Below are 23,644 nucleotides of genomic sequence, written 5' to 3' on the forward strand. Positions count from 1 at the left end.
CCGCGTCATGACCGTTCCGCCTGACCACGAACTTCCTCCCTCCGCCCCGCCCTTCGGCGAGGCCGTGCGGGTCTGGGCGAAGATCGGGCTGCTCAGTTTCGGCGGTCCGGCGGGGCAGATCGCCCTCATGCACAAGGAACTGGTGGAGGATCGCCGCTGGATCGGCGAGCAGCGTTTCCTGCATGCCCTCAACTACTGCATGCTGCTGCCGGGGCCCGAGGCCCAGCAGCTCGCCACCTATATCGGCTGGCTGCTCCACCGCACTGCCGGTGGGCTGGTCGCGGGCCTGCTGTTCGTGCTGCCCGGCGCGCTGGTGATGCTGGGGCTCAGTGCGCTCTATGCCGTTTACCGGCATGTGCCGCTGGTGGAGGCAGCGTTCTTCGGCATCAAGGCGGCGGTGCTGGCCGTGGTGGTGCAGGCGGTGCTGAGGATCGGCCGGCGCGCGCTCGGGAACCGGCTGATGGTGGTCATCGCGGCGGCGGCGTTCGTCGGGATCTACCTGCTCCACCTGCCGTTTCCCCTGATCATCGCCCTGGCCGGCCTCGCCGGCTGGATCGGCCAGCGCTATGCGCCGGGGCTCTTCGCGCCGGCCGGGGCGGGGGCGAAGGGCGGGATCGCGGATCGGCCGGGCGCGGTCGACGCGATGTTCGAGCGCGGCGAGCTCGCCCATGCCGATCCTTCCGGCAGGAGGGCGCTGCGCGTGATCGCGACGTGCCTGCCGCTGTGGCTCGGTCCGGTGCTGCTGCTCTGGGCGATCACCGGCTCGTCCAGCGTGTGGACCCAGCTCGGCGCCTTCTTCAGCGCCATGGCCGTGGTCACGTTCGGCGGCGCCTATGCCGTGCTCGCCTATGTGGCGCAGGCGGCGGTGGACGGCTTCGGCTGGATGCAGCCGGGCGAGATGCTGGACGGCCTCGGCCTCGCCGAAACCACGCCGGGCCCGCTGATCATGGTGGTGCAGTTCGTCGGCTTCCTGGCGGCCTTCCGCAATCCGGGCGGGCTGGATCCGCTGCTGGCCGGCGGCCTCGGGGCGGCGCTGACCACCTGGGTGACGTTCGCGCCCTGCTTCTTCTGGATCTTCCTCGGGGCGCCCTTCGTTGAATCGCTGCGCGGCAACCGCGCGCTGGCGGCGTCGCTGTCGGCGATCACCGCCGCCGTCGTCGGCGTCATCCTGAACCTCGCTTTGTGGTTCGCGCTGCATGTGGTGTTCCGGCAGGTGGAGAGCGTCGACATTCTCGGTCTGCGGCCGGATCTGCCGGTGCCAGGCTCCATCGACTGGGCGGCGGCGGCGCTCGCCGCGGCGGCGCTGGTCGCGACGCTGTGGCTGCGCGCCGGCATGTTCACCACCCTGGCCGGCTGCGCCCTGGCGGGCATCGGCCTGCGGCTGCTCGCCGGCTAGCCGGCCGTCGCCAAATCGCCCCAAACGCCCCGCACCTTCGCGCAAGGGGCGAGACGCGACGCGGCGGCTTGCCGGGTCGTCGGTGCCGGCGGCGCGGCCGGGCGGGCGCGTCTTGATGCAGGGCCGCTCGCATGTCCGACGACCTCGCCGCGCTTACCGCCCTCCGCCGCTTCGGCCTCGGCCCGCGCCGCGGCGATCTCGCCCGCATCCGTTCCGATCCGCGCGGGGCCCTCATCGAGGAACTTGCGCAGCCCGCCACCGCCCGGCTGGAGGACACCTCCCTGCCGGGCAGCCAGCAGGCCCTGGCGCGCAACGCCGCCTATCAGCGCGCGGTAACCCGGGCGCGGCAGCAAAAGGCGCCCGTGGCGGAAGCGGCGAGGGCGACGTCGGTCGCCCTGCGCGCGCCGGCGGAGCGGGCGCCCGGCGGGTCCATGGAAGCGGCATCCGGCGGGATGGCGACGCCTCCGGCCGGGATGGCGACACCTCCGGTCGGCATGGCGGCGCCGTCGATGGGCGGCAACGGCCTCGGCCCTTCGCCCGACGTGCCCGTCTACGAGCAGGAGGTGGCGGCGCGGCTGATCCGCCTGCACGACGTGCCGGTCGGCTTCACCGAGCGGCTGGTGCTGTTCTGGGCCAATCACTTCGCCATCGCGCTCAAGGACGGGACGGTGCGCATCCTCGCCGGCGCCTTCGAGCGCGAGGCGATCCGCCCGCATGTGCTCGGGCGCTTCGCCGACATGCTGAAGGCGGTGGAGCAGCATCCGGCGATGCTGTTCTATCTCGACAACAACCAGTCGGCCGGTCCCGCCTCCAACGTGGCCCTGAAGAACAGGCGCGGCCTCAACGAGAACCTGGCGCGCGAGACGCTGGAGCTGCACACGCTCGGCGTCGCCGGCGGCTACTCCCAGGCGGACGTCACCTCGCTCGCCCGCATCCTCACCGGCTGGACGGTGGCCTCGGCCGACGAGGACGCCTTCAATGGCGGGCGCTTCACCTTCGCCCCGGTCCGGCACGAGCCGGGCGAGCAGACGCTGCTCGGCCATGTCTATCCCGAGGGCGGCGTCGAGCAGGGGGAGGCGGCGTTGCTGGCGCTGGCGGCGCATCCGGCGACCGCCCGCCATATCGCCCGCAAATTCGCGGCCCATTTCGTCGGCGACGATCCGCCGCCGGCGCTGGTGGACAGGCTGGCGGCGAGCTTCCGCACCAGCGGCGGCGACCTGAAGGAGCTCGCCCGCAGCCTGATCGAATCGCCGCAGGCTTGGGAGGCGCCGGCGGACAAGCTGCGTTCGCCGCAGGAGTTCCTCTTCGCCGCGGTGCGGCTCACCGGCAAGCCGGACCAGGTGAAGATGGCGCTGGGCCAGCTCGTCGCCATGGGGCAGCCCATGTGGAATCCGGGCAGTCCCAAGGGCTTCCCGGATCGCAGCGACGAGTGGCTGTCGCCGACCGGCATCAAGACTCGCCTCGACGTCGCCGACCAGATCGGGCGGATCGCCGGCGCGGCCGATCCGCTGGAGCTCGCCGAGGCCGCTTTCGGCGCCTCGGTCTCGCAGGAGACGCTGCGCGCGATCCGCCGCGCCGAAAGTCGCCCGCAGGCGGTGGCGCTGCTGCTGATGGTACCGGAATTCCAGAGGAGATAGCCATGGAACTGTGCGAGACCTCCGTCTCCCGACGTGCCGTCCTCGGCGCTTCCGGCGCTCTCTTCGCCTGGGCCTTCATGCCGCGCCTCGCCTTTGCCGCCGGCGGCCGCGACGCGCGCTTCGTCTGCATCGTGCTGCGCGGAGCGATGGATGGCCTCGCCTGCGTCGCCCCGGTGGGCGATCCCGCCTATGCCGGGCTGCACGGGGACCTCGCGCTGTCCCTCGAGGGCGAGATTCCCGCCCTGCCGCTCGACGGCTTCTTCGCGCTGCATCCCGCCATGCCGAACTTCGCCCGCCTCTACAAGGCGGGGCAGGCGAGCGTGGTGCACGCGGCGGCGACCGGCTATCGCGACCGTTCGCATTTCGACGGGCAGGATGTGCTTGAAAGCGGCCAGCCGGCGCCGGGGCGGACCGAGACCGGCTGGCTGAACCGCTTCCTCGCCGGGCTGCCGGCCGGCGAGCGGATCGCTGCGACCGGGGCGCTGGGCGTCGGATCGGTGCCGCCGCTGGTGGTGCGGGGCGCGGCGCCGGTGCTCGGCTGGAGCCCGGCCGTGCTGCCGCCGGCCGGAGAGGACCTCGCCGAGCGGCTCGCCGCGCTCTATGCCGAGCGCGACCCGGCGCTGCACCGCACGCTGCTCGAAGGGCTGAAGACCGAGGGCCTCGTCTCGATGAACGGGCCGGCGATCAAGCGGCAGGGCGGCCCGGCCGATCCGAAGGGCATGAACCAGACGGCCCGGGGCGCGGCGCGGCTGCTGGCGCGCGACGACGGGCCGCGCATCGCCGGCCTCGCCTTCGAGGGGTGGGATACCCACGCCAATGAGGGCGGGGTGAAGGGGCAACTGGCCAACCGGCTGCGCGGGCTCGACGACGCCATCGGCGTCTTCGCCGAGACGCTGGGGCCGAAATGGCGGGACACCGCGGTGATGGTGGTGACGGAGTTCGGCCGTACCGCCCGCATCAACGGCACGCGCGGCACCGATCACGGGACCGGCACGGTGGTGCTGCTGGCCGGCGGGGCCATTCGCGGCGGCCGGGTGATCGCCGATTGGCCGGGGCTTGCCGACGCCGCGCTGCTGGAGGGACGCGACCTGCGCCCGACCACCGATGTGCGCGCCGTGGCCAAGGGGCTGCTGGCGGATCTGTTCGGCGCGCCCGCCGCCTTCCTCGCGCGCGAGGTGTTTCCCGAGACGGGGACGCTGGCGCCGCTCAAGGATCTCGTCGCCTGACGGCGCCGGAGCGGCGGTGACACTATCTCGCGCCTCTGCGTCGCGGCGGCGCCGGCCGAACGGCTGCGCGGGCGACCCGGGCGCGATATGATGGGCCGGCATGATATCCGCAGCAAACGGCAGGGGAGGCTCGCCATGAGGGGCTGCCGCGCTCTTTTCGTGGTCGCCGCATTGATGTCGCCGGTCGCGGCGAGCCAGGCGGAGGCGTCCTCGCGCACGGTGGCGATCGCCGATTTCCAGTACATCGACACTTCCGGCGAGGCGCGGGACCAGAAGGCCGACCACGCATCGCGCCTCGAGGCGTTCATGACGGCGCTGCATCGCGATCTCGCGGCGAGCGACATGTTCCGCGTGGTGCCGCTGCCGTGCCGCCCCTGCGTGCTCACCGACGGCAACGCCGCCAAAATCGCCGGCATGGCGCAGAAGGCCGGCGCCGAGTTCCTGCTGGTGGGCGGAATCCAGAAGATGAGCACGCTGGTGCAATGGGCCAAGGTGGCGCTGATCGACCTCAGGACCGACGAGAAGGTGCTGGAGCGGCTCTACACCTTTCGCGGCGACAATGACGAGGCCTGGCGCAACGCGGAAAGCTTCATTTCCCGCCAGATCATCGGCCTGTCGTCGCAATAGGCCGGCCGTGCGCCGGCTCGACAGGAACATATTGCGAACTCGGAACAAAGCAGGTACATTCGGGAAATCACAGCAAAACACTTGCTTGCGACCCGGAGCCCGGCAATGACTCAAGCTACGTTGCGACTCGTCGAAGGATCTTCCATGGACAAGGCCAAGGCGCTGGACGCCGCGCTTTCACAGATCGAGCGGCATTTCGGCAAGGGCTCGATCATGCGGCTCGGCAAGGGCGACAAGGTCATGGAGATCGAAACGGTCTCGACCGGGTCGCTCGGGCTCGATATCGCCCTCGGCATTGGCGGCCTGCCGCGCGGGCGCATCGTCGAGATCTTCGGGCCGGAATCCTCCGGCAAGACTACGCTGGCGCTGCACACCATCGCGGAAGCGCAGAAGAAGGGCGGTGTCTGCGCCTTCATCGACGCCGAGCATGCGCTCGACCCGGTCTATGCCCGCAAGCTGGGGGTGGATCTCGACAACCTGCTCATCTCCCAGCCCGATGCCGGCGAGCAGGCGCTGGAGATTGCCGATACGCTGGTGCGCTCCGGGGCGGTCGACGTGCTGGTGGTCGATTCGGTGGCGGCGCTCACCCCGCGCGCCGAGCTGGACGGCGAGATGGGCGACAATCAGCCGGGCATGCAGGCGCGGCTGATGAGCCAGGCGCTACGCAAGCTGACCGGCTCGATCAGCCGTTCCAACACCATGGTCATCTTCATCAACCAGATCCGCATGAAGATCGGCGTGATGTATGGCAGCCCCGAGACCACGACCGGGGGCAACGCGCTGAAGTTCTACGCCTCGGTCCGCCTCGACATCCGCCGCATCGGCTCGATCAAGGAACGCGAGGAGGTGGTGGGCAACCAGACCCGCGTGAAGGTGGTGAAGAACAAGCTGGCGCCGCCTTTCAAGCAGGTCGAGTTCGACATCATGTATGGCGAGGGCGTGTCCAAGATGGGCGAGCTCATCGATCTCGGCATCAAGGCGGGCGTGGTCGAGAAGTCGGGCGCCTGGTTCTCCTATGACAGCCAGCGGCTCGGCCAGGGACGCGAGAACGCCAAGAACTTCCTGCGCCAGAACCCGGACGTTTCCGGGCGCATCGAGGCGACGATCCGCCAGAATGCCGGCCTCATCGCCGAGCAGATCCTGGCCGGGGAAGCCGAGAGCGAGGACGACGCCGACGCCTGAGCGCGCGCCGGGCGACATGGCCGGCTGCGGGGGCGTGCCCCGCGGCCGATCTTCGTCGCGCGGCTTGTGCGAGGAAGCGGCGAGGCCGGCGCGCGGCCTTTCTGGACAAGCCATTGCGGCGTCGTTAGAACCGGGGCTCGCGCCGCTCCGGCGCGGGCCGGCGCAGCTGCCGGGGGTCTATTTTCTGCGGGCAGTGTTCGATGAGCGGCGTCAACGAGATTCGGTCGACCTTCCTCGACTATTTTGCGAAGAACGGTCATCAAGTGGTTGAATCTTCGCCGCTCGTGCCGCGCAACGATCCGACATTGATGTTCACCAATGCCGGCATGGTGCAGTTCAAGAACGTCTTCACCGGCATGGAGAAGCGTGCCTATTCGCGGGCGACCACCTCGCAGAAATGCGTGCGCGCCGGCGGCAAGCACAACGACCTCGATAATGTCGGCTACACGGCGCGGCACCATACCTTCTTCGAAATGCTCGGCAATTTCTCCTTCGGCGACTATTTCAAGGAGAACGCGATCGAGTTCGCCTGGAACCTGATCACCCGCGAATTCGAGCTGCCGGTCGAGAAGCTCCTGGTGACGGTGTACCATGAGGACGACGAGGCCTTCGACCTGTGGAAGAAGATCGCCGGCCTGCCGGACAGCAAGATCATCCGCATCCCGACCTCGGACAATTTCTGGCAGATGGGCGATACCGGCCCGTGCGGCCCCTGCTCGGAGATCTTCTACGATCACGGCCCGCACATCCCCGGCGGCCCTCCTGGCTCGCCGGATGCCGATGGTGACCGCTTCATCGAGATCTGGAACCTCGTCTTCATGCAGTTCGAGCAACTGCCTGGGGGCGAGCGGATCGCCCTGCCGCGGCCGTCGATCGATACCGGCATGGGGCTCGAGCGCATCTCCGCGGTGCTGCAGGGCACGCACGACAATTACGAGATTGATCTGATGCGCGCGCTGACCGGCGCGGTCGAGGATTTCACCGACATTCCGGCGGACGGCCCGCAAAAGGCCAGCCATCGGGTCATCGCCGACCATCTGCGCGCATCGACCTTCCTGGTCGCCGACGGCGTGCTGCCTTCCAATGAGGGGCGCGGCTACGTGCTGCGGCGCATCATGCGCCGCGCCATGCGCCATGCGCAGCTGCTCGGCGCTCGCGACCCGCTGATGCATCGGCTGGTGCCGGTGCTGGTGCGCGAGATGGGCCGTGCCTATCCCGAGATCGTGCGCGCCGAGTCGCTGGTCACCGAAACGCTGCGCCTCGAGGAGACGCGCTTCCGCAAGACGCTGGAGCGCGGCCTGTCGATCCTGGAGACGGAGAGCGAGGGACTGGGAGATGGCGCCAAATTCTCCGGCGAGACGGCCTTCAAGCTCTACGACACCTATGGTTTCCCGCTCGACCTGACCGAGGACGCGCTGCGCGCCCGCGGCATCAGCGTCGACACCGGCGCTTTCGACGCGGCGATGGAGCGCCAGCGCGCCGAGGCCCGGGCCTCGTGGTCCGGCTCGGGCGAGGCGGCGACCGACGCTGTCTGGTTCGGCATCCGCGAGAAGGCGGGGGCGACCGAGTTCCTCGGCTACGGCACCGAGACCGCCGAGGGTACGGTGGCGGCGCTGGTGGCGGATGGCGTCGAGGTGGCGGAGATCGGTACCGGCGGGCGTGGCTTGCTGGTGCTCAACCAGACGCCGTTCTACGGCGAATCCGGCGGCCAGCTCGGCGATGCGGGCGCGTTGACCGGCGAGGGCGGCGTCAAGGCGCGGGTGCTCGACACGCAGAAGAAGCTCGGCGACGTGTTCGTGCACGAGGTGGAGGTCGAGAGCGGGACGCTGACCCTGGGCGCGGCGCTGGCGCTCGAGGTGGATCACGGCCGCAGGGGCGCCATCCGGGCCAATCATTCGGCCACGCATCTGCTGCACGAGGCGCTGCGCCGCGTGCTCGGCGACCATGTGGCGCAGAAGGGATCGATGGTCGGGCCGGACCGGCTGCGTTTCGATTTCAGCCATCCCAAGCCGATGAGCGAGGAGGAGATCGCCGAGGTCTCCGACATCGCCAATGCGGTGATCCTGCGCAATGAGCCGGTCGAGACCCGTCTGATGGCCGTGGACGACGCCATCGCCTCCGGGGCGCGGGCGCTGTTCGGCGAGAAATATGGCGACGAGGTGCGGGTGGTCTCCATGGGGACCGATCCCGGCAACGGCGCTCCCTATTCGATCGAGCTCTGCGGCGGCACCCATGTCGGCCGGACCGGCGATATCGGCCTCGTCACCGTGCTCGGCGAGAGCGCGGTGGGCGCCGGCGTGCGCCGCATCGAGGCGATGACCGCGGATGGGGCGCGCCATCATCTCGACGCCCAGAACCGGGCGCTGCAGGCGGCGGCGGCGGTGCTGAAGGCGCCGGTCGGCGAGGTGGAGGCGCGCGTCGCCCAGCTGGTCGAGGAGCGGCGGAAGCTCGAGCGCGAGCTGGCCGAGGCCCGCCGGCGCCTGGCGATGGGCGGCGGTGCCGGCGATGAGGACGCGGCGCGCACCGTGGGAGCGGTGAAGCTCCTGGCCAAGCAGGTGTCGGGCATCGACCTTAAGGATCTCAAGAGCCTGGCCGACGAGGGCAAGAAGCGCCTCGGCTCCGGCATCGTGGCGATCGTCGCCGTCACTGAGGAAGGGCGTGCCGGGCTGGTGGTCGGCGTGACGCCGGACCTGACCGATCGCTATGACGCGGTGGCGCTGGTGCGGCGCGGTGCGGAAGCGCTCGGCGGCAAGGGTGGCGGCGGCCGTGCCGACATGGCGCAGGCCGGCGGCCCGGACGGTGCCAATGCCTCGGCGGCGCTCGAGGCGATCGAGGCGGCGCTCGCCGGCTGAGCGGCGGAGCGTCGCGAGGGCATCCCCTGGGTCGTCCGTTCGGGAGTGTGGGCGGATCATGGCGGCGCGCAGGAAGCAGGGGCGCTGGTGGTCCAGCGCCGGACGCCGCGAGCTGCGGCGCCGGTGCCACGAAGTGCTGGAAGGCAGCGGCTCGGATGCGCTCGGCCGCTGGATCAACATCGGGCTGATCTTGCTGGTGCTCGCCAATGTGGCGGCCGCGGTGCTGGAGACCGTGCCGAGCCTCATGCTGCGCGACGCGGCGGTGTTGCGCGGCTTCGAGGCTTTCTCGCTGGTGGCCTTCGCGCTGGAATATGGGGTGCGGTTGTGGATCGCTCCCGAGGATCCGCGCTACCGGGGGCTGAGCCGGCGACAGGCGCGCTGGCGCTATGCGCGCACCCTGCCGGCGCTGGTGGACCTGGCGGCGTGGCTGCCCTTCCTTCTGTCGGCGCTATGGGGCGTCAATCTGCGGACATTGGCGATCCTGCGCCTGATGCGCTTCGTCAAGATCGCCCGCTACTCCCCTGGAATGCAGTCGCTTTTCGAAGTGCTCTATGCCGAGCGGCAATCGCTGCTCGCCTGCCTGTGGCTGCTGGCCGCGGCGGTGCTGATCTCCGCTTCCGCCATGTATGTCGCCGAAGGCGACGTCCAGCCGGACCGCCTCGGATCGATCCCCCAGGCGATGTGGTGGGCCATGGCGACGGTGACCACCGTCGGCTATGGCGACGTCTATCCGCTTACGGCCATCGGGCGGGTGATCGCCGGTCTGACCATGCTGACCGGCATCATCATGATCGCCTTGCCGGTCGGCATCATCGCCACGGCTTTCGTCGACGTGATCAAGCGGCGCGATTTCGTCATCACCTGGGGCATGCTGGCGCGGGTGCCGCTGTTCGCCGATCTCGACGCGGCGGCCATCGGCGAGATCCACAAGGTGCTCTCCGCCCATACGGCGCAGCCGGACGAGATCGTCGCCCGGCGTGGTGAGCCGGCACGGTCGATGTATTTCATCGCTTCCGGCGAGGTGGAACTGGAGTTCGGTGACGAGACGGTGGTGCTCGGCGCCGGCCAATTCTTCGGCGAGATGGCGCTTCTTCACAGTGCCCAGCGCGCTGCCACCGCCCGCGCCCGCCGCCGCAGCATGCTGCTGGTGCTCGATGCCGACGACCTGGCGGAAGTGGTGCATCGTCACCCGGATATCGGCCAGCGCATCCGCAGCATGGCGAGGGACGAGGAGGGGCCGCACGCCATGGCCCGGCGAAGCGACATCGCCACAGGGGAGGTCGCGGAGGCGAAGGAGCAGGCGGACCGGGGATGACTGTCAGGTGGCGCTTCCCGGGAGCCGCCGGTTGAACGCAACGGCGCTGAGCTACCCACGTTCGTTCGCGGCATAAGAGCCGACAACGGCGCCGAGCTGCCCACGTTCGTTCGCGGCACGAGCATCGGCCATCCCATACGACCGGGCGATGACGGCGCCGGATCAATCGGAAGATGCCGGCGGGGCGGCCTCGGCAGGTGCGCGCCGGGAGCCAACGCCGCGCGCACCGGCGGCGAGATGCGGGCTTTGTCGTGCCGATGCGAGCAAGCGGGCTGGCTCCAGAGGCACGCGCAACCCGGCAGGCGTCGAGCGGTAAGGCCTTCGCCCGATTTCCGGTAGTTCCACAGTTGTGGCGAGGTGGGTGCCGCAGGAAACGACGAGCGCGTTCCATCAGGGGAATGTTCAGCGCCTTGCGCAGATCGGCGACGTCGGCAGCGCTCTCGGTGGAGCTGTCGGCGGCTCACCCGGTGGAGCTGTTGGCGGAAAGGTCGATCCCCCTCGCGTACCGGCCGATCCCGGCGGGGCATTGCACCGGAGGCCGGCCGGCGGAAAGGTGCCGTCCGGCCTCCGGCGGAAGCGCGGGCGGGATGGAGCGTCCACCCCGCCCGGCAGGGCGTGCCTCAGGCGAGCGCCTTGCTGAGGTTCTCGGAGATCTTGTCGAGGAAGCCGGTGGTGGACAGCCACTTCTGGTCCGGCCCGATCAGCAGGGCGAGGTCCTTGGTCATGTCGCCGGCCTCGACGGTGTCGACGCACACCTTCTCCAGCGTGGCGGCGAAGGCGGCGAGCTCGGCATTGTCGTCGAGCTTGGCGCGATGGGCGAGGCCGCGCGTCCAGGCGAAGATCGAGGCGATGGAGTTGGTGGAGGTCTCCTTGCCCTTCTGGTGCTCGCGGTAGTGGCGGGTGACGGTGCCGTGCGCGGCTTCCGCCTCGACGGTCTTGCCGTCCGGCGTCATCAGCACCGAGGTCATCAGGCCGAGCGAGCCGAAGCCCTGCGCCACGATGTCGGACTGCACGTCGCCGTCATAGTTCTTGCAGGCCCAGACATAGCCGCCGGACCACTTGAGCGCCGAGGCGACCATGTCGTCGATGAGGCGGTGCTCGTACCAGATCTTCTTCTTCTCGAACTCGGCCTTGAACTCGGCGTCGTAGATGTCCTGGAAGATCTTGCGGAAGCGGCCGTCATATTGCTTCAGGATGGTGTCCTTGGTGGACAGGTACACCGGGTAGTTGCGCATCAGGCCGTAATTGAGCGAAGCGCGGGCGAACTCGACGATGGATTCGTCGATGTTGTACATCGACAGCGCCACGCCGGCGCCGGGGAACTTGTAGACCTCGTGCTCGATGGTCTGGCCGTCCTCGCCGACGAACTTGACGGTCAGCGTGCCCTTGCCCGGCACGGTGAAATCGGTGGCGCGGTACTGGTCGCCGAAGGCGTGGCGGCCGACGATGATCGGCTGCGTCCAGCCCGGCACCAGGCGCGGCACGTTCTTGCAGATGATCGGCTCGCGGAAGATCACGCCGCCGAGGATGTTGCGGATGGTGCCGTTGGGCGAGCGCCACATCTTCTTGAGGTTGTATTCCTTCACCCGGCCGACATCGGGGGTGATGGTGGCGCATTTCACGCCGACGCCGACCCGCTTGATCGCTTCCGCGGCGTCGATCGTCACCTGGTCTTCGGTGCGGTCACGGTTCTCGACGCCGAGGTCGTAATACTCGAGGTCGATGTCGAGATAGGGGTGGATCAGCTTGTCCTTGATGTACTGCCAGATGATGCGGGTCATCTCGTCGCCGTCGAGCTCGACGACCGGATTCGCAACCTTGATCTTCGCCATGGTTCTACCTCGCGCGGAAGCGGCTTCGTAATGGGGCCTCGGCGCCAGTCCGCGCGGCAGGCGCCGGTGCGAGCGTGATACCGCGACCTCGGGTCAAACGAAAGCGCCTCGGTCCCCGACTTTTTGGCAGGTTGCCGTTGCGTCGCGGAACCGATTGTCGCCGGAGGTTCATGCGCCGCTGCTAGGCGGCGGACGTCATGCAGGCCCGGCGGACCGGTTGGCGCCGCCGCCAAGGAGACGTCCCATGTCCATCTCATCCCGTTCCTTCCTCGCCGCGACGCGGGCGGCGGTTGCCGGCACCGCGCTGGCGCTGCTGCTCGCCAGTCCGGCCGCCTTCGCCCAAGAGCAGCGTCCGGCGGCGGAGACCATCAAGCGTTTCCAGGTGCCGGAGGCCCGCCAGGCGGTGGCCGTCGCCGAGCGCTATTTCTACGCCATCGACAACCGCACCATCGCCAAGCTCGACAAGGAGACCGGCAAGCCGGTGGCCAAATGGGAGGGGCCGAAGGGCGGCCCGATCCTGCATCTCGACAGCGGCGTGGTCCGCGACGGCAAGCTCTACACCGCCCATTCCAACTATCCCGACTGGCCGATGGTGAGCTCCGTGGAGGTGTGGGACGCCGAGACGCTCAAGCATCTGGAGAGCCACAGCTTCGGCATCGAGCGCGGCTCCTTCACCTGGCTCGACCGCGACCCGCAGGGGCGCTGGTGGGGCGCCTTCGCCAATTACAACCGGGTGTTCGACAAGAGCCCGCTGGCCTATGGCAACAAGTTCAACACCCAGATCGTGCGCTTCAACCCCGATTGGAGCGTCGCCGAGGCATGGGTCTACCCGGATGCGCTGGTGGCGCGCTTCCAGGACATGAGCAATTCCGGCGGCGCCTTCGGGCCGGACGGGAGACTCTACATCACCGGCCACGACAATGCCGAGCTCTATGTCGTCGCTCCGCCGGAGATGGGCTCGGTCATGCAGTGGGTGGAGACCATTCCGCTGGAGATCGGCGGGCAGGGCTTCGCCTTCGATCCCGCCGAGCGCGGCGTGGTGTGGGGTCTGATCCGCAACAAGGCGGGCGGGCCCAACGACGTCACGGTGAGCCGCCTGCCGTCGAAGCCGTGAAACCGGCCGGATAATCGCGCGGATACGGGTCCGGCCGCTGCCGGGCCCGTTCAAATTTGCCCGGACATGCTCTAGGAGAAGCGCATGTCCGAGCTCCGCTTTCCCGTTCCGTCCCTCTTCCGTCCCGTCCGGCCCGCGCGAGGCGCACGCTGATGCCCGGCGCCGGAACCGACAGCACCCGCCCCTGGCACGAGGGAGGCCCGGTGGTGATCCTCGTCGAGCCGCAGCTCGGCGAGAATATCGGCGCGGCGGCGCGGGCGATGGGCAATTTCGGCCTGTCGCGCCTTCGTCTCGTCAATCCGCGCGAGGGCTGGCCCAACCCGAAGGCCGTGACCTTCGCCTCCGGCGCCGACCGCATCCTCGAGAACGCCACGGTGTTCCCGGATGTGCGCTCGGCGGTGGCGGACCTGAAATTCCTCGCCGCCACCACGGCGCGCGAGCGTGGCATGGCCAAGCCGGTGATGGGGGCCGATGCCATGGCCGCCGACATCGCCGGCCGGCTGGCGGCGGGCGAGGATGCCGGCCTGCTGTTCGGGCGCGAGCGCACCGGCCTCTATACCGAGGAGGTGTCGCTGGCCGATGCCATCCTCACTTTGCCGGTGAACCCGGCCTTCGCCTCGCTCAATCTCGGCACCGCCGTCGCGGTCGTCGGCTATGAGTGGTACAAGATCGCCTCCCAGGGCGCCCTGCCTTTCCAGCCGCCGGAGCGCTCGCCGCTCGCCGACAAGGGCGACCTGTTCGCCTTCTTCGACCATGTGGAGCGCGAGCTGGAGGCGGCCGACTTCTTCCGCTCGCCGGAGAAGCAACCCTCCACCACCCGCAACATCCGCAACATCTTCCACCGCGTGAACCTGACGCGGCAGGATCTGGCGACGCTGCACGGCGTCGTCACCGCGCTGGTGGAGGGGCGGGAAGGGCGCGCCGCCCGCAAGGCCAAGCGGGAGGAGGGCTGACACGCCCTCTGGCGAAGCCGCGCCCGCCTGCCTATCTCCTCCGCCGCCCGGCAATGGGCACCTGTCTGAAGACGCTTTGAGGAGATGCCGCTTTGCGCGTTGCCGCTTCCGAGGTTGTCCGCTGGCTGCGGGACAACGGCCTCAACCCCGCCGACTTCCGCCTCCGGCTGGAAGCCAAGACCATCACCGCCCAGCGCGACTTGATCAATCTCGCCAGGACCGATGTCGACCCGCACCTCATCGGCAAGGTGTCGCCGACCTCGCGGCCGGCGCTGGAGGGCATCGAGCTGATCCTCGACGGCCCGATGCCCCGCTTCTGATGCGCTGAAACGACGAACGCGGCCCCGTGGGCCGCGTTCCCTGCTCGCCAGGATTGCCGACTGCCTACTCGGCGGGGGCGGGCGAGGGGGCGATGGCCATTTCCGGCAGCGTCTCCGCCGACGTGGCTTCGCCGGCCAGCGCCCGGCGCAGCTTGTCGGCGTCGAGTTCGCCTTCCCAGCGGGCAACCACGATGGTCGCCACCGCATTGCCGACGAAATTGGTCAGCGCCCGGCATTCCGACATGAAGCGGTCGATGCCGAGGATCAGCGCCATGCCGGCGACCGGCACCGAGGGCACCACCGAGAGGGTGGCCGCCAGCGTGATGAAGCCGGCGCCGGTAATGCCCGCCGCGCCCTTCGAGGAGAGCATGGCGACCAGAAGCAGCAGCACCTGGTCCCACAGGCTCAGCTCGATGCCGGTGGCCTGGGCGATGAACAGCGCCGCCAGCGTCATGTAGATGTTGGTGCCGTCGAGATTGAAGGAATAGCCGGTCGGGATGACCAGGCCGACCACCGACTTCTTGCAGCCGGCGCGCTCCATCTTCTCCATCAGGCTGGGCAGCGCCGCCTCCGAGGAGGAGGTGCCGAGCACCAGCAGCAGCTCTTCCTTGATGTAGCGCAGCAGCGCGAGGATGGAGAAGCCGTTGTAGCGGGCGACCGCGCCGAGCACCACCAGCACGAACAGCAGGCTGGTGAGGTAGAAGGTGGCGATGAGCATGGCGAGGTTGGCGACCGAGCCGATGCCGTATTTGCCGATGGTGAAGGCCATGGCGCCGAAGGCGCCGATCGGCGCGGCCTTCATCAGGATCGACACCAGCTTGAACATCGCCTGCGACAGCGAGGTGAAGAACTCCATCACCGGATGGCCGCGTTCGCCGATGGCGCCGAGCGCGATGCCGAACAGCACGGCGAAGAACAGCACCTGCAGGATCTCGCCGGAAGCGAGCGCGCTGGTCGGCGTATTCGGGATGATGTTCATCAGGAAGGCGGTGACCGTCTGGTCATGCGCCTTCTCGGTGTAGCTCGCCACCGCCTTGGGATCGAGCGAGGCGGGGTCGATGTTCAGGCCGGCGCCGGGCTGCACCACATTGGCGACGATGAGGCCGATGATGAGGGCCAGCGTCGAGAAGGTGAGGAAGTACAGCATCGCCTTGCCGGCGACCCGCCCGACCTTGCCGAGGTCGCGCATGCCGGCGATGCCGGTGACCACGGTGAGGAAGATCACCGGGGCGATGATCATCTTCACCAGCTTGATGAAGGCGTCGCCCAGCGGCTTCATGTCGGTGCCGAGCGAGGGATAATAATGACCGAGCGCGATGCCCGCCGCGATGGCGACGAGCACCTGCACATAGAGATGCTGGTAGAATTTCCGGGGCTTGGCCGGAACGGGAGCCGGGATGGCGTGCGCCATGTTGCATTCCTCCTGGGGAACCGTCGTCGCCTCTTTGCCTGGGCGTCGCTGGGAGCCGTGACTGCATGAAGCTGGCGCGAGCCGCGCCTGCCGCTTCCCTGCGCAAGCGGCGTGCCAATCTCGCGGGAGGAGGGGTTCCATTCAATGCATTGATTTATAAGTATTTTTATTGAGGGGCCTTGATCTCTGCTCGACAGTTTGTGCGAAAAACCGCACAGTGCCGCTGAGAGGCGTGCGATATTCCGCACGAATGCCTCGGCTCGGAGTTTTCCTGCATGTCCGAACGGCGCCTGTCCGGGCGATTGTCGCGCTGGCTCCTCGCGGGGCTCGGCGTCGCCGCGCTGCTGGTGGTGCTGGATGCCGCCGCCCGCTATGGCGCCGAGCGCTGGGCGCTGGGGGAGGTGCGGGCCGGAGCCGAGGCGGCGGCCTTGTTCCGCGCCGCCATGCTGCGCAGCGAGATCGAGAAGCAGCGCACGCTTCCCGTCATCCTGGCGCAGGACCCGGATGTGCGCGCGGCGCTCGAGGAGCGCGATCCGGCCCGCCTCTCAGCGCTCAATGCCAAGCTGGAGGCGCTGGCCGCCGCCACCCGGGCGGGCGTCATCTATGTGATCGATGCGCGCGGGATCGCCATCGCCGCCAGCAATTACCGGCTGCCGATCAGCTTCGTCGGCAATGACTATGCCTTCCGGCCCTATTTCACCCGCAGCATGGCGGAGGGAAGCTTCGAGCATTTCGCGCTCGGCACCGTCAGCCACAAGCCGGGGCTCTACATCGCCAGCCGCATAGGCGCGGCGGCGCAGCCGCTCGGGGTGGTGGTCGCCAAGGCGGAGTTCGACGATGTCGAGGCCGATTGGCGCCGGGCCGCCGATCCGACCTTCGTGACGGATCCGCGCGACATAGTGCTGGTGACGAGCGTGCCCGACTGGCGTTTCCGCGCCACGGTGCCGGTGCCGGCGGAACAGCGCGAGGCGATCCGCGCCAGCCTGCAATTCGGCGATGCTTCCCTCGATCTGCTGCCGCTCCGCTCCGAGGCCGGCAGCGGCCTGGTGGAATGGCCGCAGGCGTCGGGCGAGCGGGTTTTCGTCGAGGCCTCGGCGCCGGTGCCGACCATCCCCTGGACCCTGCATGTGTTGGAGCCGGTTTCCGCCACCCGCCAGCTGGCGCGGCTGGCGGCGCGGCTGATCGCGCTCTTGGTCGGCCTCGCCGCCATCGGTGCGGCGACGATATGGCTGATCCGCCGCCGCCGGCTGGAGGATGAACGGCGCCAGCAGGCAAGCATGCGCCGGGAGCTGGAGAGCCGCGTCGGCGAGCGCACGGCGGAACTGCGCGACGCCAACGATCGGCTGCGGGAGGAGATGGAGGAGCGCCGCCGTGCCGAGGCCGCCGCCCGCAGCGCCCAGGACGACCTCGCCCAGGCAAGCAAGCTGGCGCTGCTGGGGCAGATCGCCGCCAGCGTCGCCCATGAGGTCAACCAGCCGGTCGCCGCCATCCGCACCTTCGCCGACAATGGCGACCGGCTGATCGAGGCCGGTCGGCTCGACACGGCGCGGGGCAATTTTGCCACCATCGCTTCACTCACCGAGCGCATCGGCGCCATCACGTCGGAGATGCGGGCCTTCGCGCGCAAGAGTCCGGCCGCGATCGGCCCGGTAGCGTTGCGCCCGGCCATCGAAGGCGCGCTGCTCCTCGTCGGCCATCGCTTGCGGCAGAACGCCATCGACCTGGTGCTCGACCTGCCGGTGGAGGAGGTGACGGTGAAGGCCGAGCGCTGGCGACTGGAGCAGGTGCTGGTGAACCTGCTGCAGAACGCCATCGAGGCGCTGGCCGGCCGCGACGAGGCCCGCATCCGCCTCACGGTCCGCGCCACCGCCGCCACGGTTGATCTCAGCGTGGCCGATAACGGGTCCGGCCTGTCGCAAACGGTGCTGGACAATCTCTTCGTGCCCTTCACCACCACCAAGCCGGACGGGCTCGGGCTCGGCCTCGTGATCTCGCACGACATCGTGGCGGAGTTCGGCGGCACGCTGGCCGCCCGGAACGACGGCGGCGCGGTGTTCACTCTCACCTTGCCGAGGCTTGCCTGATGGATGTCGCCTTCATCGACGACGACGAGACACTCCGTGCCGCCAATGTGCAGGCCTTGATGCTGGCCGGCTTCGACGTCGCGGCCTATCCCTCGGCGATGGCGGCGCTGGAGGAGATCGACGCCGATTTTTCCGGCGTGGTCGTCACCGATGTGCGCATGCCGCGCATCGACGGGCTGGAGCTGTTCCGCCGGCTGAAGCGGATGGATGCCGAGCTGCCGGTCATCCTCATCACCGGTCATGGCGATATCGGCATGGCGGTGGAGGCGATGCGGGAGGGGGCCTACGACTTCATCGCCAAGCCCTATGCGCTGGACCGCCTGCTGGTGGCGGTGCGCCATGCGCTCGACAAGCGCCGGCTCGTCCTGGAGAACCGGGCGCTGCGGCGCAAGGCGGAGGCGTCGTCGCCGGATTTGCCGCTGATCGGCGAGGCACCGGTGATGCAGCGGCTGCGCCAGACGCTGCGGCAGCTCGCCGATGCCGAGATCGACGTACTGGTGGAGGGCGAGACCGGCAGCGGCAAGGAAGTGGTGGCGCAGACGCTGCACCGGTGGAGCCCGCGGGCGGCGCGTCCCTTCGTGGCGGTGAATTGCGGCGCGCTGCCGGAAAACGTCATCGAGAGCGAACTGTTCGGGCATGAGGCCGGCGCCTTCACCGGCGCGCTGAAGAAGCGGGTGGGGCGGGTGGAGCATGCCAGCGGCGGCACGCTGTTCCTCGACGAGATCGAGGCGATGTCGCCGGCGCTGCAGGTGAAGATGCTGCGGGTGCTGGAAGCGCGCGAGATCACGCCGCTCGGCACCAATGAGGTGCGCCGCGTCGATATTCGCGTGATCGCCGCCTCAAAGACCGATCTGGCGGAACTGGTGCGGCAGGGCAGCTTTCGCGAGGACCTTTATTACCGGCTGCACATTGCTTTCATCCGCATCCCGCCCTTGCGCGAGCGGCGGGAGGATGTGCCGCTGCTGTTCGGGCATTTTCTCGGCCGGGCCGCGAAGCGGTTCCGCCGCGAGCCGCCGCTCATCGATGCCGGCACCCGCCGGCATCTGGATGTGCATGACTGGCCGGGCAATGTCCGCGAGCTCGCCCACTACGCCGAGCGTTTCGCACTCGGCCTGATCGCCGAGCCCGCGGCTACGGCCATCGAGGGCGCCAGCCTGCCGGAGCGGGTCGACGCCTTCGAGGCGGCGCAGATCCGCGAGGCGCTGGCCGCCTGCCGCGGCGACATCCAGGCGACGCTGCGGGCGCTGGGCATTCCCCGCAAGACGCTTTACGACAAGCTGAAGCGCCACGGCATCGACCAGTCGCGCTTCCGCCTTCCGAATGAGTGACGCCCCGCCGGCCGCGGGGCGTCACGGGACGGCTCAGGCCGTGCGGGCCAGCGGCGCGGCTTGAGCCGCCGGCGCAAAGGCGAAGGCCTCCAGCGTCTCCGGCTTCATCTCGATGGAGAAGCCGGGCAGCTTGGGCGGCATGTAGGCGGCGTTCTCGATCACGCAGGGGTCGAGGAAATGCTCGTGCAGGTGGTCGACATATTCGATCACCCGGCCGTCCTTGGTGCCGGACACCGCGACATAGTCGATCATCGACAGGTGCTGCACATACTCGCACAGGCCGACGCCGCCGGCATGCGGCCACACCGGCAGGCCGTATTTCGCCGCCACCAGCAGCACCGCCAGCACCTCGTTCAGCCCGCCCATGCGGCAGCTGTCGATCTGCACCACATCGATGGCGCCCTCGGCGATGAACTGCTTGAACATGATGCGGTTCTGGCACATCTCGCCGGTCGCCACCTTCACCGGCGCGATGGCCTCGCGGATCTTGCGATGGCCGGCGACGTCGTCGGGGCTGGTCGGCTCCTCGATGAAGAACGGCTTGGCGAAGGCGAGCTGCTTCACCCAATCGATGGCCTGGCCGACTTCCCACACCTGGTTGGCGTCGATCATCAGATAGCGGTCGGGCCCGATCACCTCGCGGGCGATGGTGAGGCGGCGGATATCGTCTTCCAGGTCGCGGCCGACCTTCATCTTCACATGGTTGAAGCCGGCGTCGATCGCCTCCTGGCACAGGCGGCGCAGCTTGGCATCGTCATAGCCGAGCCAGCCGGCCGACGTGGTGTAGCAGGCATAGCCCTCGGCCTCGAGAGTGGCGATGCGCTCCGCCTTGCCGGCCTCGGCCTTGCGCAGGATGGCGAGGGCGTCGTCGCGGTCGAGCACGTCGGTGAGGTAGCGATAGTCGACGATGTCGGCGATCTCCTCCGGCGACATGTCGGCGACGAGGCGCCACACCGGCTTGCCGGCCTGCTTGGCGAGCAGGTCCCAGAAGGCATTGACCACCGCGCCGGTGGCGAGGTGCATCGCGCCCTTCTCCGGGCCGATCCAGCGCAGCTGGCTGTCGCTGGTCAAATGACGCCAGAACTTGCCGGGAGCGGCCCGCACGGTGTCGAGATCGGTGCCGACCACCAGATGGCGCATGGCGGCGATCGCCATGCAGCAGATGTCGTTGCCGCGGCCGATGGTGAAGGTGAGGCCATGGCCCTCGAGGCCGGGAGTGTCCGTCTCGAGGATGACATAGGCCGCGGAATAGTCCGGGTCCGGGTTCATCGCATCCGAGCCGTCCAGCGACAGCGACGTGGGAAAGCGCAGGTCGATGACGCGCATATCGGTGATTTTCGCCATGGCGGAGCCTCCGGCAGGATCGATGGGCAGAGATCGGAAATCGGGATGGACGGGATCGGCGCGGATCAGAGTGACCAGCCGCCGTCGATGGCGATGGCCTGGCCGGTGGTGTAGGTGGCGCCGGCGAGATAGACGGCGAGATCGGCGATCTCTTCCGGCGTGCCGATGCGGCCGATCGGCTGGCGGGCGATGAAGGCGGCGCGGGTGGTCTCGTAGTCGCCCTGGGCGCGCAGGCGGTCCTGCAGCGAGGGGCTCTCCACCGTGCCGGGGCAGATGGCGTTGCAGCGGATGTTCTGCGCCACGTAATCGGCGGCCACCGACTTGGTGAGGCCGATCACCGCCGCCTTGGTGACGCTGTAGGCGAAGCGGTTCGGCACGCCTTTGATCGAGGAGGCGACGGAGGCCATGTTGATAATGGCGCCTTCCTTGCGCGCGAGCATGCCCGGCAGCACGGCGCGGATGGTGCGCACCATCGACTTGATGTTGAGGTCGACGGCGAAGTCGAGGTCGCCGTCCTTCATCTCGAGAATGCTGCCGGGATGCACCACGCCGGCGCAGTTGAACAGCACGTCGACCGCGCCGATGCCGGCGACGAAATCGGCCACCGCCGTGTCGTCGAGCACGTTCAGCCTGGCGGTGACGAGCCGGTCGGAGGCCGGCAGCTCGGCGAGCAGCGCCTCGTTGATGTCGGTGGCGTACACCTTGGCGCCGGCCGCCAGATAGGCAAGGGCGCTCGCGCGGCCGATGCCCTGCGCGCTCGCGGTGACAAGGACGGTCTTGCCCTCAAGGTTGGCCATGGCCAGTTCTCCGTTCTTCGCTATCGGTCAGTCGAGATGGAAGACTTCTTCCGCCATCGCCCACCATTCGCCGTCCTTGCGGGTGGCGAGCGGGCGCTGGCAGGGAATGGTCAGCTTCCACCATTCCTGGTTCTTCGGGTCGGCGGCCATCCTGGCCATGTCGGCCTCGAAATCGCTGCCGTGATACTCCCAGGTGCCGAACAGGATGTTTTCCGGCTCGCGCAGGAAGATGGTGTAGTTGCGGATGTTGCAGCGGGTGATCAGGTCGAGCACTTCCGGCCACACGGCGGCGTGCAGCTGCTTGTAGGTCTCGACCATGCCGGGCTCGAGCCCGATCATCATGCCCATGCGTTGCATGACAGGCTCCGTTCAGGCGGCCGGCGCCGGGGCGTCGGCGAGCCGGTAGAAGGTGGCGGCGTTACCGCCGAATACGGCGTCGTGGTGTTCGCTCGGCACGATGTCCAGGCACTGCTCCACCCAGGCGCCGTATTCGCCGGCGAGGCGCAGCACCGGCCAGTCGCTGCCGAAGATCAGCCGTTCGGGACCGAACAGCTCCAGCAGCGTCTCGGCATAGGGGCGCACCGCCACCGGGGCGTTGCCGCCGGCCTCGGTGAGCAGGCCGGAGAGCTTGCACCAGACATTGGGCAGCGCCGCGAGGCGCGCCATGTCCTGCCGCCAGCCGGTGAGGCGGCCCTCGGCGATGAGCGGCTTGGCGCCGTGGTCGATGACGATGCGCAGCCGCGGATGCCGCGTCGCGAAGGCGGTGAGCGGGCCGAGATGACGCGGCAGCACCAGCGCGTCGAAGGCGAGATCGTGGGCGATCATAGCCTCCACCGCCGGGTCGAGCGCGGCATCGTCGATCCAGCCGTCCTCGGCGAGGTCCTGCAGCATCGGGCGGAAGCCCCGGAGCTTCGGCTCGGCGGCGAGGCGGGCGACGACCTGCGGCGCGCCGGGTGCCTTGAGGTCGGTCCAGCCGACCACCGCCTTGATGAAATCGTGCCGGGCGGCAAGGCCGAGCATGTAGGCGGTGTCCGCCTCGCGCTCCATGGTCTGCACCAGTACGGTGCCGTCGAAGCCGTTGGCGGTGAGCAGCGGCTCGAGGTCTTCGGGCCCGAAGTCGCGATGGATCGCCGCGAGCTCGGCCGGCGGCCATTGGCCGGCCCGGTCGGCGATGCGCCAGAAATGCTGGTGGGCGTCGATCCGCATCACCGCCTCACACCGGGACCGGGGCGCCGTCGGCGATCAGCCCGCGCTCCTTCAGCCGGCTCCAGAACGAGGCCGGGATGGTCTCCTCGAACCAGCCGACATTGGCGGTGATCTGCTCGGCATTGCGGGCGCCGGACACCACGGTAAGCGTGGCGGGATGGGCGAGCGGGAATTGCAGCGCCGCCGCCTGCAGCGTCACGCCCTCGTCGGCGCAGGCGGCGCGCAGCGCCTCGACGCGGGCGACGATGTCGGCGGGGGCGTCGCCATAATTGAACTTGTTGCTGCCGGCGAGGATACCGGAATTGAACACGCCGGCGGCGACGATGCCGACGCCGCGGCGGGCGCACTCGTCCATGAAGCCGAGGCTGTGCTGCTCCAAGAGCGTGTAGCGGCCGGCCAGCATGCAGATGTCGAGATCGGCGACCTTGAGCGCGTCCTCGATGATCTCGAACTCGTTGACGCCGAGGCCGAACGCCTTGATCGCCCCCTGCTCGCGCAGGCGGGTGAGCGCGCGGAAGCCGCCGCCCTCGGTCAGCTGCTGCCAGTAGTGCTCGTGGCGCTCGCCATGGGTGAAGCGGCCGATGTCGTGCACATAGAGGATGTCGGGCGCCAGCAGGCCGAGCCGCTGCTGGCTGGCCTCGAAGGAGCGCATGATGCCGTTGTGGGAATAGTCGAAGACCGGGCGGAACGGCAGCGGCTCGGCATAGCCCTCTTCCATCGTGCCGACGGTCGGGTCCGGCGTCATCACCCGTCCGACCTTGGTCGAGACGGTGTAGCTGTCGCGCGGCAGGTCGGTCAGCATGGTGCCGAGGCGGCGCTCGGAGCGGGTATAGCCGTAGAAGGGGGCGGTATCGAAATAGCGCACGCCCGCGTCCCACGACGCCCGGAAGGCGCCGGCGCATTCGGCGTAGCTGGTCACGCGGTAGAGGTTGCCCATCTGCGCGCAGCCGAGGCCGAGCGCGGTGACGGCGACCTGGGTACGGGCGTGGATGCGGGTATCGCCGGCCTTCATGATGTCCG

Annotated in this window: 19 protein-coding genes; 12 read left to right on the forward strand and 7 right to left on the reverse strand. The window is 69.1% G+C overall.

Annotated elements, in window-relative coordinates:
• Positions 1-7 precede the first annotated feature (7 nt).
• The 7 genes from chrA to KHC19_RS18240 all read left to right on the forward strand — a co-directional run bounded on the left by chrA (position 8) and on the right by KHC19_RS18240 (position 10,235).
• Entirely contained in the window at positions 8-1,396 is a 1,389-nt protein-coding gene (chrA, locus tag KHC19_RS18210; protein ID WP_213353994.1) for a chromate efflux transporter, read from the forward strand.
• A gap of 131 nt (positions 1,397-1,527) precedes the next feature.
• Positions 1,528-3,033, forward strand: coding sequence for a DUF1800 domain-containing protein (locus KHC19_RS18215; RefSeq protein WP_213353996.1), 1,506 nt, complete (start codon positions 1,528-1,530; stop codon positions 3,031-3,033).
• Between the two features lie 2 nt (positions 3,034-3,035).
• Positions 3,036-4,259, forward strand: coding sequence for a DUF1501 domain-containing protein (locus KHC19_RS18220; RefSeq protein WP_213353998.1), 1,224 nt, complete (start codon positions 3,036-3,038; stop codon positions 4,257-4,259).
• Positions 4,260-4,394: 135 nt separating this feature from the next.
• On the forward strand, positions 4,395-4,886 hold the full coding sequence (locus KHC19_RS18225; protein WP_213354000.1) for a DUF2380 domain-containing protein: 492 nt from the start codon (positions 4,395-4,397) through the stop codon (positions 4,884-4,886).
• A 105-nt stretch (positions 4,887-4,991) separates the two neighbouring features.
• Positions 4,992-6,068 (forward strand): recombinase RecA, encoded by a 1,077-nt coding sequence (gene recA / locus KHC19_RS18230; protein WP_213354002.1) that lies wholly within the window; start codon positions 4,992-4,994, stop codon positions 6,066-6,068.
• A 200-nt stretch (positions 6,069-6,268) separates the two neighbouring features.
• Positions 6,269-8,920: an alanine--tRNA ligase gene (gene alaS / locus KHC19_RS18235; protein ID WP_213354004.1), complete on the forward strand. Its 2,652-nt coding sequence runs from the start codon at positions 6,269-6,271 to the stop codon at positions 8,918-8,920.
• 58 nt (positions 8,921-8,978) lie between these two features.
• Positions 8,979-10,235 carry a cyclic nucleotide-gated ion channel gene (locus tag KHC19_RS18240; protein ID WP_213354006.1) on the forward strand — a complete coding sequence of 419 codons (1,257 nt, stop codon included), beginning with the start codon at positions 8,979-8,981 and terminating at the stop codon, positions 10,233-10,235.
• 620 nt (positions 10,236-10,855) lie between these two features.
• On the opposite strand, the gene KHC19_RS18245 is transcribed toward KHC19_RS18240, so the two are convergent.
• Complete coding sequence (locus KHC19_RS18245; RefSeq protein WP_213354008.1) at positions 10,856-12,067, reverse strand: NADP-dependent isocitrate dehydrogenase; 1,212 nt, start codon at positions 12,065-12,067, stop codon at positions 10,856-10,858.
• Positions 12,068-12,311: 244 nt separating this feature from the next.
• Here KHC19_RS18245 and KHC19_RS18250 point away from each other — a divergent pair, with 244 nt between their 5' ends.
• From KHC19_RS18250 to KHC19_RS18260, 3 genes are all read left to right on the forward strand, one after another.
• Entirely contained in the window at positions 12,312-13,181 is an 870-nt protein-coding gene (locus tag KHC19_RS18250) for an NHL repeat-containing protein (RefSeq protein ID WP_246549089.1), read from the forward strand.
• 152 nt (positions 13,182-13,333) lie between these two features.
• Entirely contained in the window at positions 13,334-14,134 is an 801-nt protein-coding gene (locus tag KHC19_RS18255; RefSeq protein WP_213354015.1) for an RNA methyltransferase, read from the forward strand.
• A 92-nt stretch (positions 14,135-14,226) separates the two neighbouring features.
• The gene (locus KHC19_RS18260; protein WP_213354017.1) at positions 14,227-14,454 is read left to right on the forward strand and encodes a hypothetical protein; all 228 of its coding nucleotides are present in this window, start codon (positions 14,227-14,229) and stop codon (positions 14,452-14,454) included.
• Between the two features lie 64 nt (positions 14,455-14,518).
• Here KHC19_RS18260 and KHC19_RS18265 read toward each other — a convergent pair whose 3' ends face one another.
• Entirely contained in the window at positions 14,519-15,865 is a 1,347-nt protein-coding gene (locus tag KHC19_RS18265; protein ID WP_213354019.1) for a dicarboxylate/amino acid:cation symporter, read from the reverse strand.
• A 275-nt stretch (positions 15,866-16,140) separates the two neighbouring features.
• Here KHC19_RS18265 and KHC19_RS18270 point away from each other — a divergent pair, with 275 nt between their 5' ends.
• Both KHC19_RS18270 and KHC19_RS18275 read left to right on the forward strand, forming a co-directional pair.
• Positions 16,141-17,949 (forward strand): sensor histidine kinase, encoded by a 1,809-nt coding sequence (locus KHC19_RS18270; protein WP_213354021.1) that lies wholly within the window; start codon positions 16,141-16,143, stop codon positions 17,947-17,949.
• Positions 17,949-19,277 carry a sigma-54-dependent transcriptional regulator gene (locus KHC19_RS18275; protein WP_213354022.1) on the forward strand — a complete coding sequence of 443 codons (1,329 nt, stop codon included), beginning with the start codon at positions 17,949-17,951 and terminating at the stop codon, positions 19,275-19,277. The genes KHC19_RS18270 and KHC19_RS18275 overlap by 1 nt, the downstream gene beginning before the upstream one ends.
• Before the next feature lie 33 nt (positions 19,278-19,310).
• Here the strand turns inward: KHC19_RS18275 and KHC19_RS18280 are convergent, their stop codons facing one another.
• From KHC19_RS18280 to KHC19_RS18300, 5 genes are all read right to left on the reverse strand, one after another.
• Entirely contained in the window at positions 19,311-20,621 is a 1,311-nt protein-coding gene (locus KHC19_RS18280) for an L-fuconate dehydratase (RefSeq protein ID WP_213354023.1), read from the reverse strand.
• Positions 20,622-20,686: 65 nt separating this feature from the next.
• The gene (locus tag KHC19_RS18285; RefSeq protein ID WP_213354024.1) at positions 20,687-21,418 is read right to left on the reverse strand and encodes an SDR family oxidoreductase; all 732 of its coding nucleotides are present in this window, start codon (positions 21,416-21,418) and stop codon (positions 20,687-20,689) included.
• Between the two features lie 27 nt (positions 21,419-21,445).
• On the reverse strand, positions 21,446-21,775 hold the full coding sequence (locus tag KHC19_RS18290; protein WP_213354025.1) for an L-rhamnose mutarotase: 330 nt from the start codon (positions 21,773-21,775) through the stop codon (positions 21,446-21,448).
• Positions 21,776-21,787: 12 nt separating this feature from the next.
• On the reverse strand, positions 21,788-22,624 hold the full coding sequence (locus KHC19_RS18295) for an amidohydrolase family protein (RefSeq protein WP_213354026.1): 837 nt from the start codon (positions 22,622-22,624) through the stop codon (positions 21,788-21,790).
• 7 nt (positions 22,625-22,631) lie between these two features.
• A complete protein-coding gene (locus tag KHC19_RS18300) occupies positions 22,632-23,636 on the reverse strand; it encodes an aldo/keto reductase (protein WP_213354028.1) in 1,005 nt (334 codons plus the stop codon).
• Positions 23,637-23,644 lie beyond the last annotated feature (8 nt).

It is taken from the genome of Ancylobacter oerskovii, from assembly GCF_018390555.1.
GTDB classification, from domain to species: domain Bacteria; phylum Pseudomonadota; class Alphaproteobacteria; order Rhizobiales; family Xanthobacteraceae; genus Ancylobacter; species Ancylobacter oerskovii.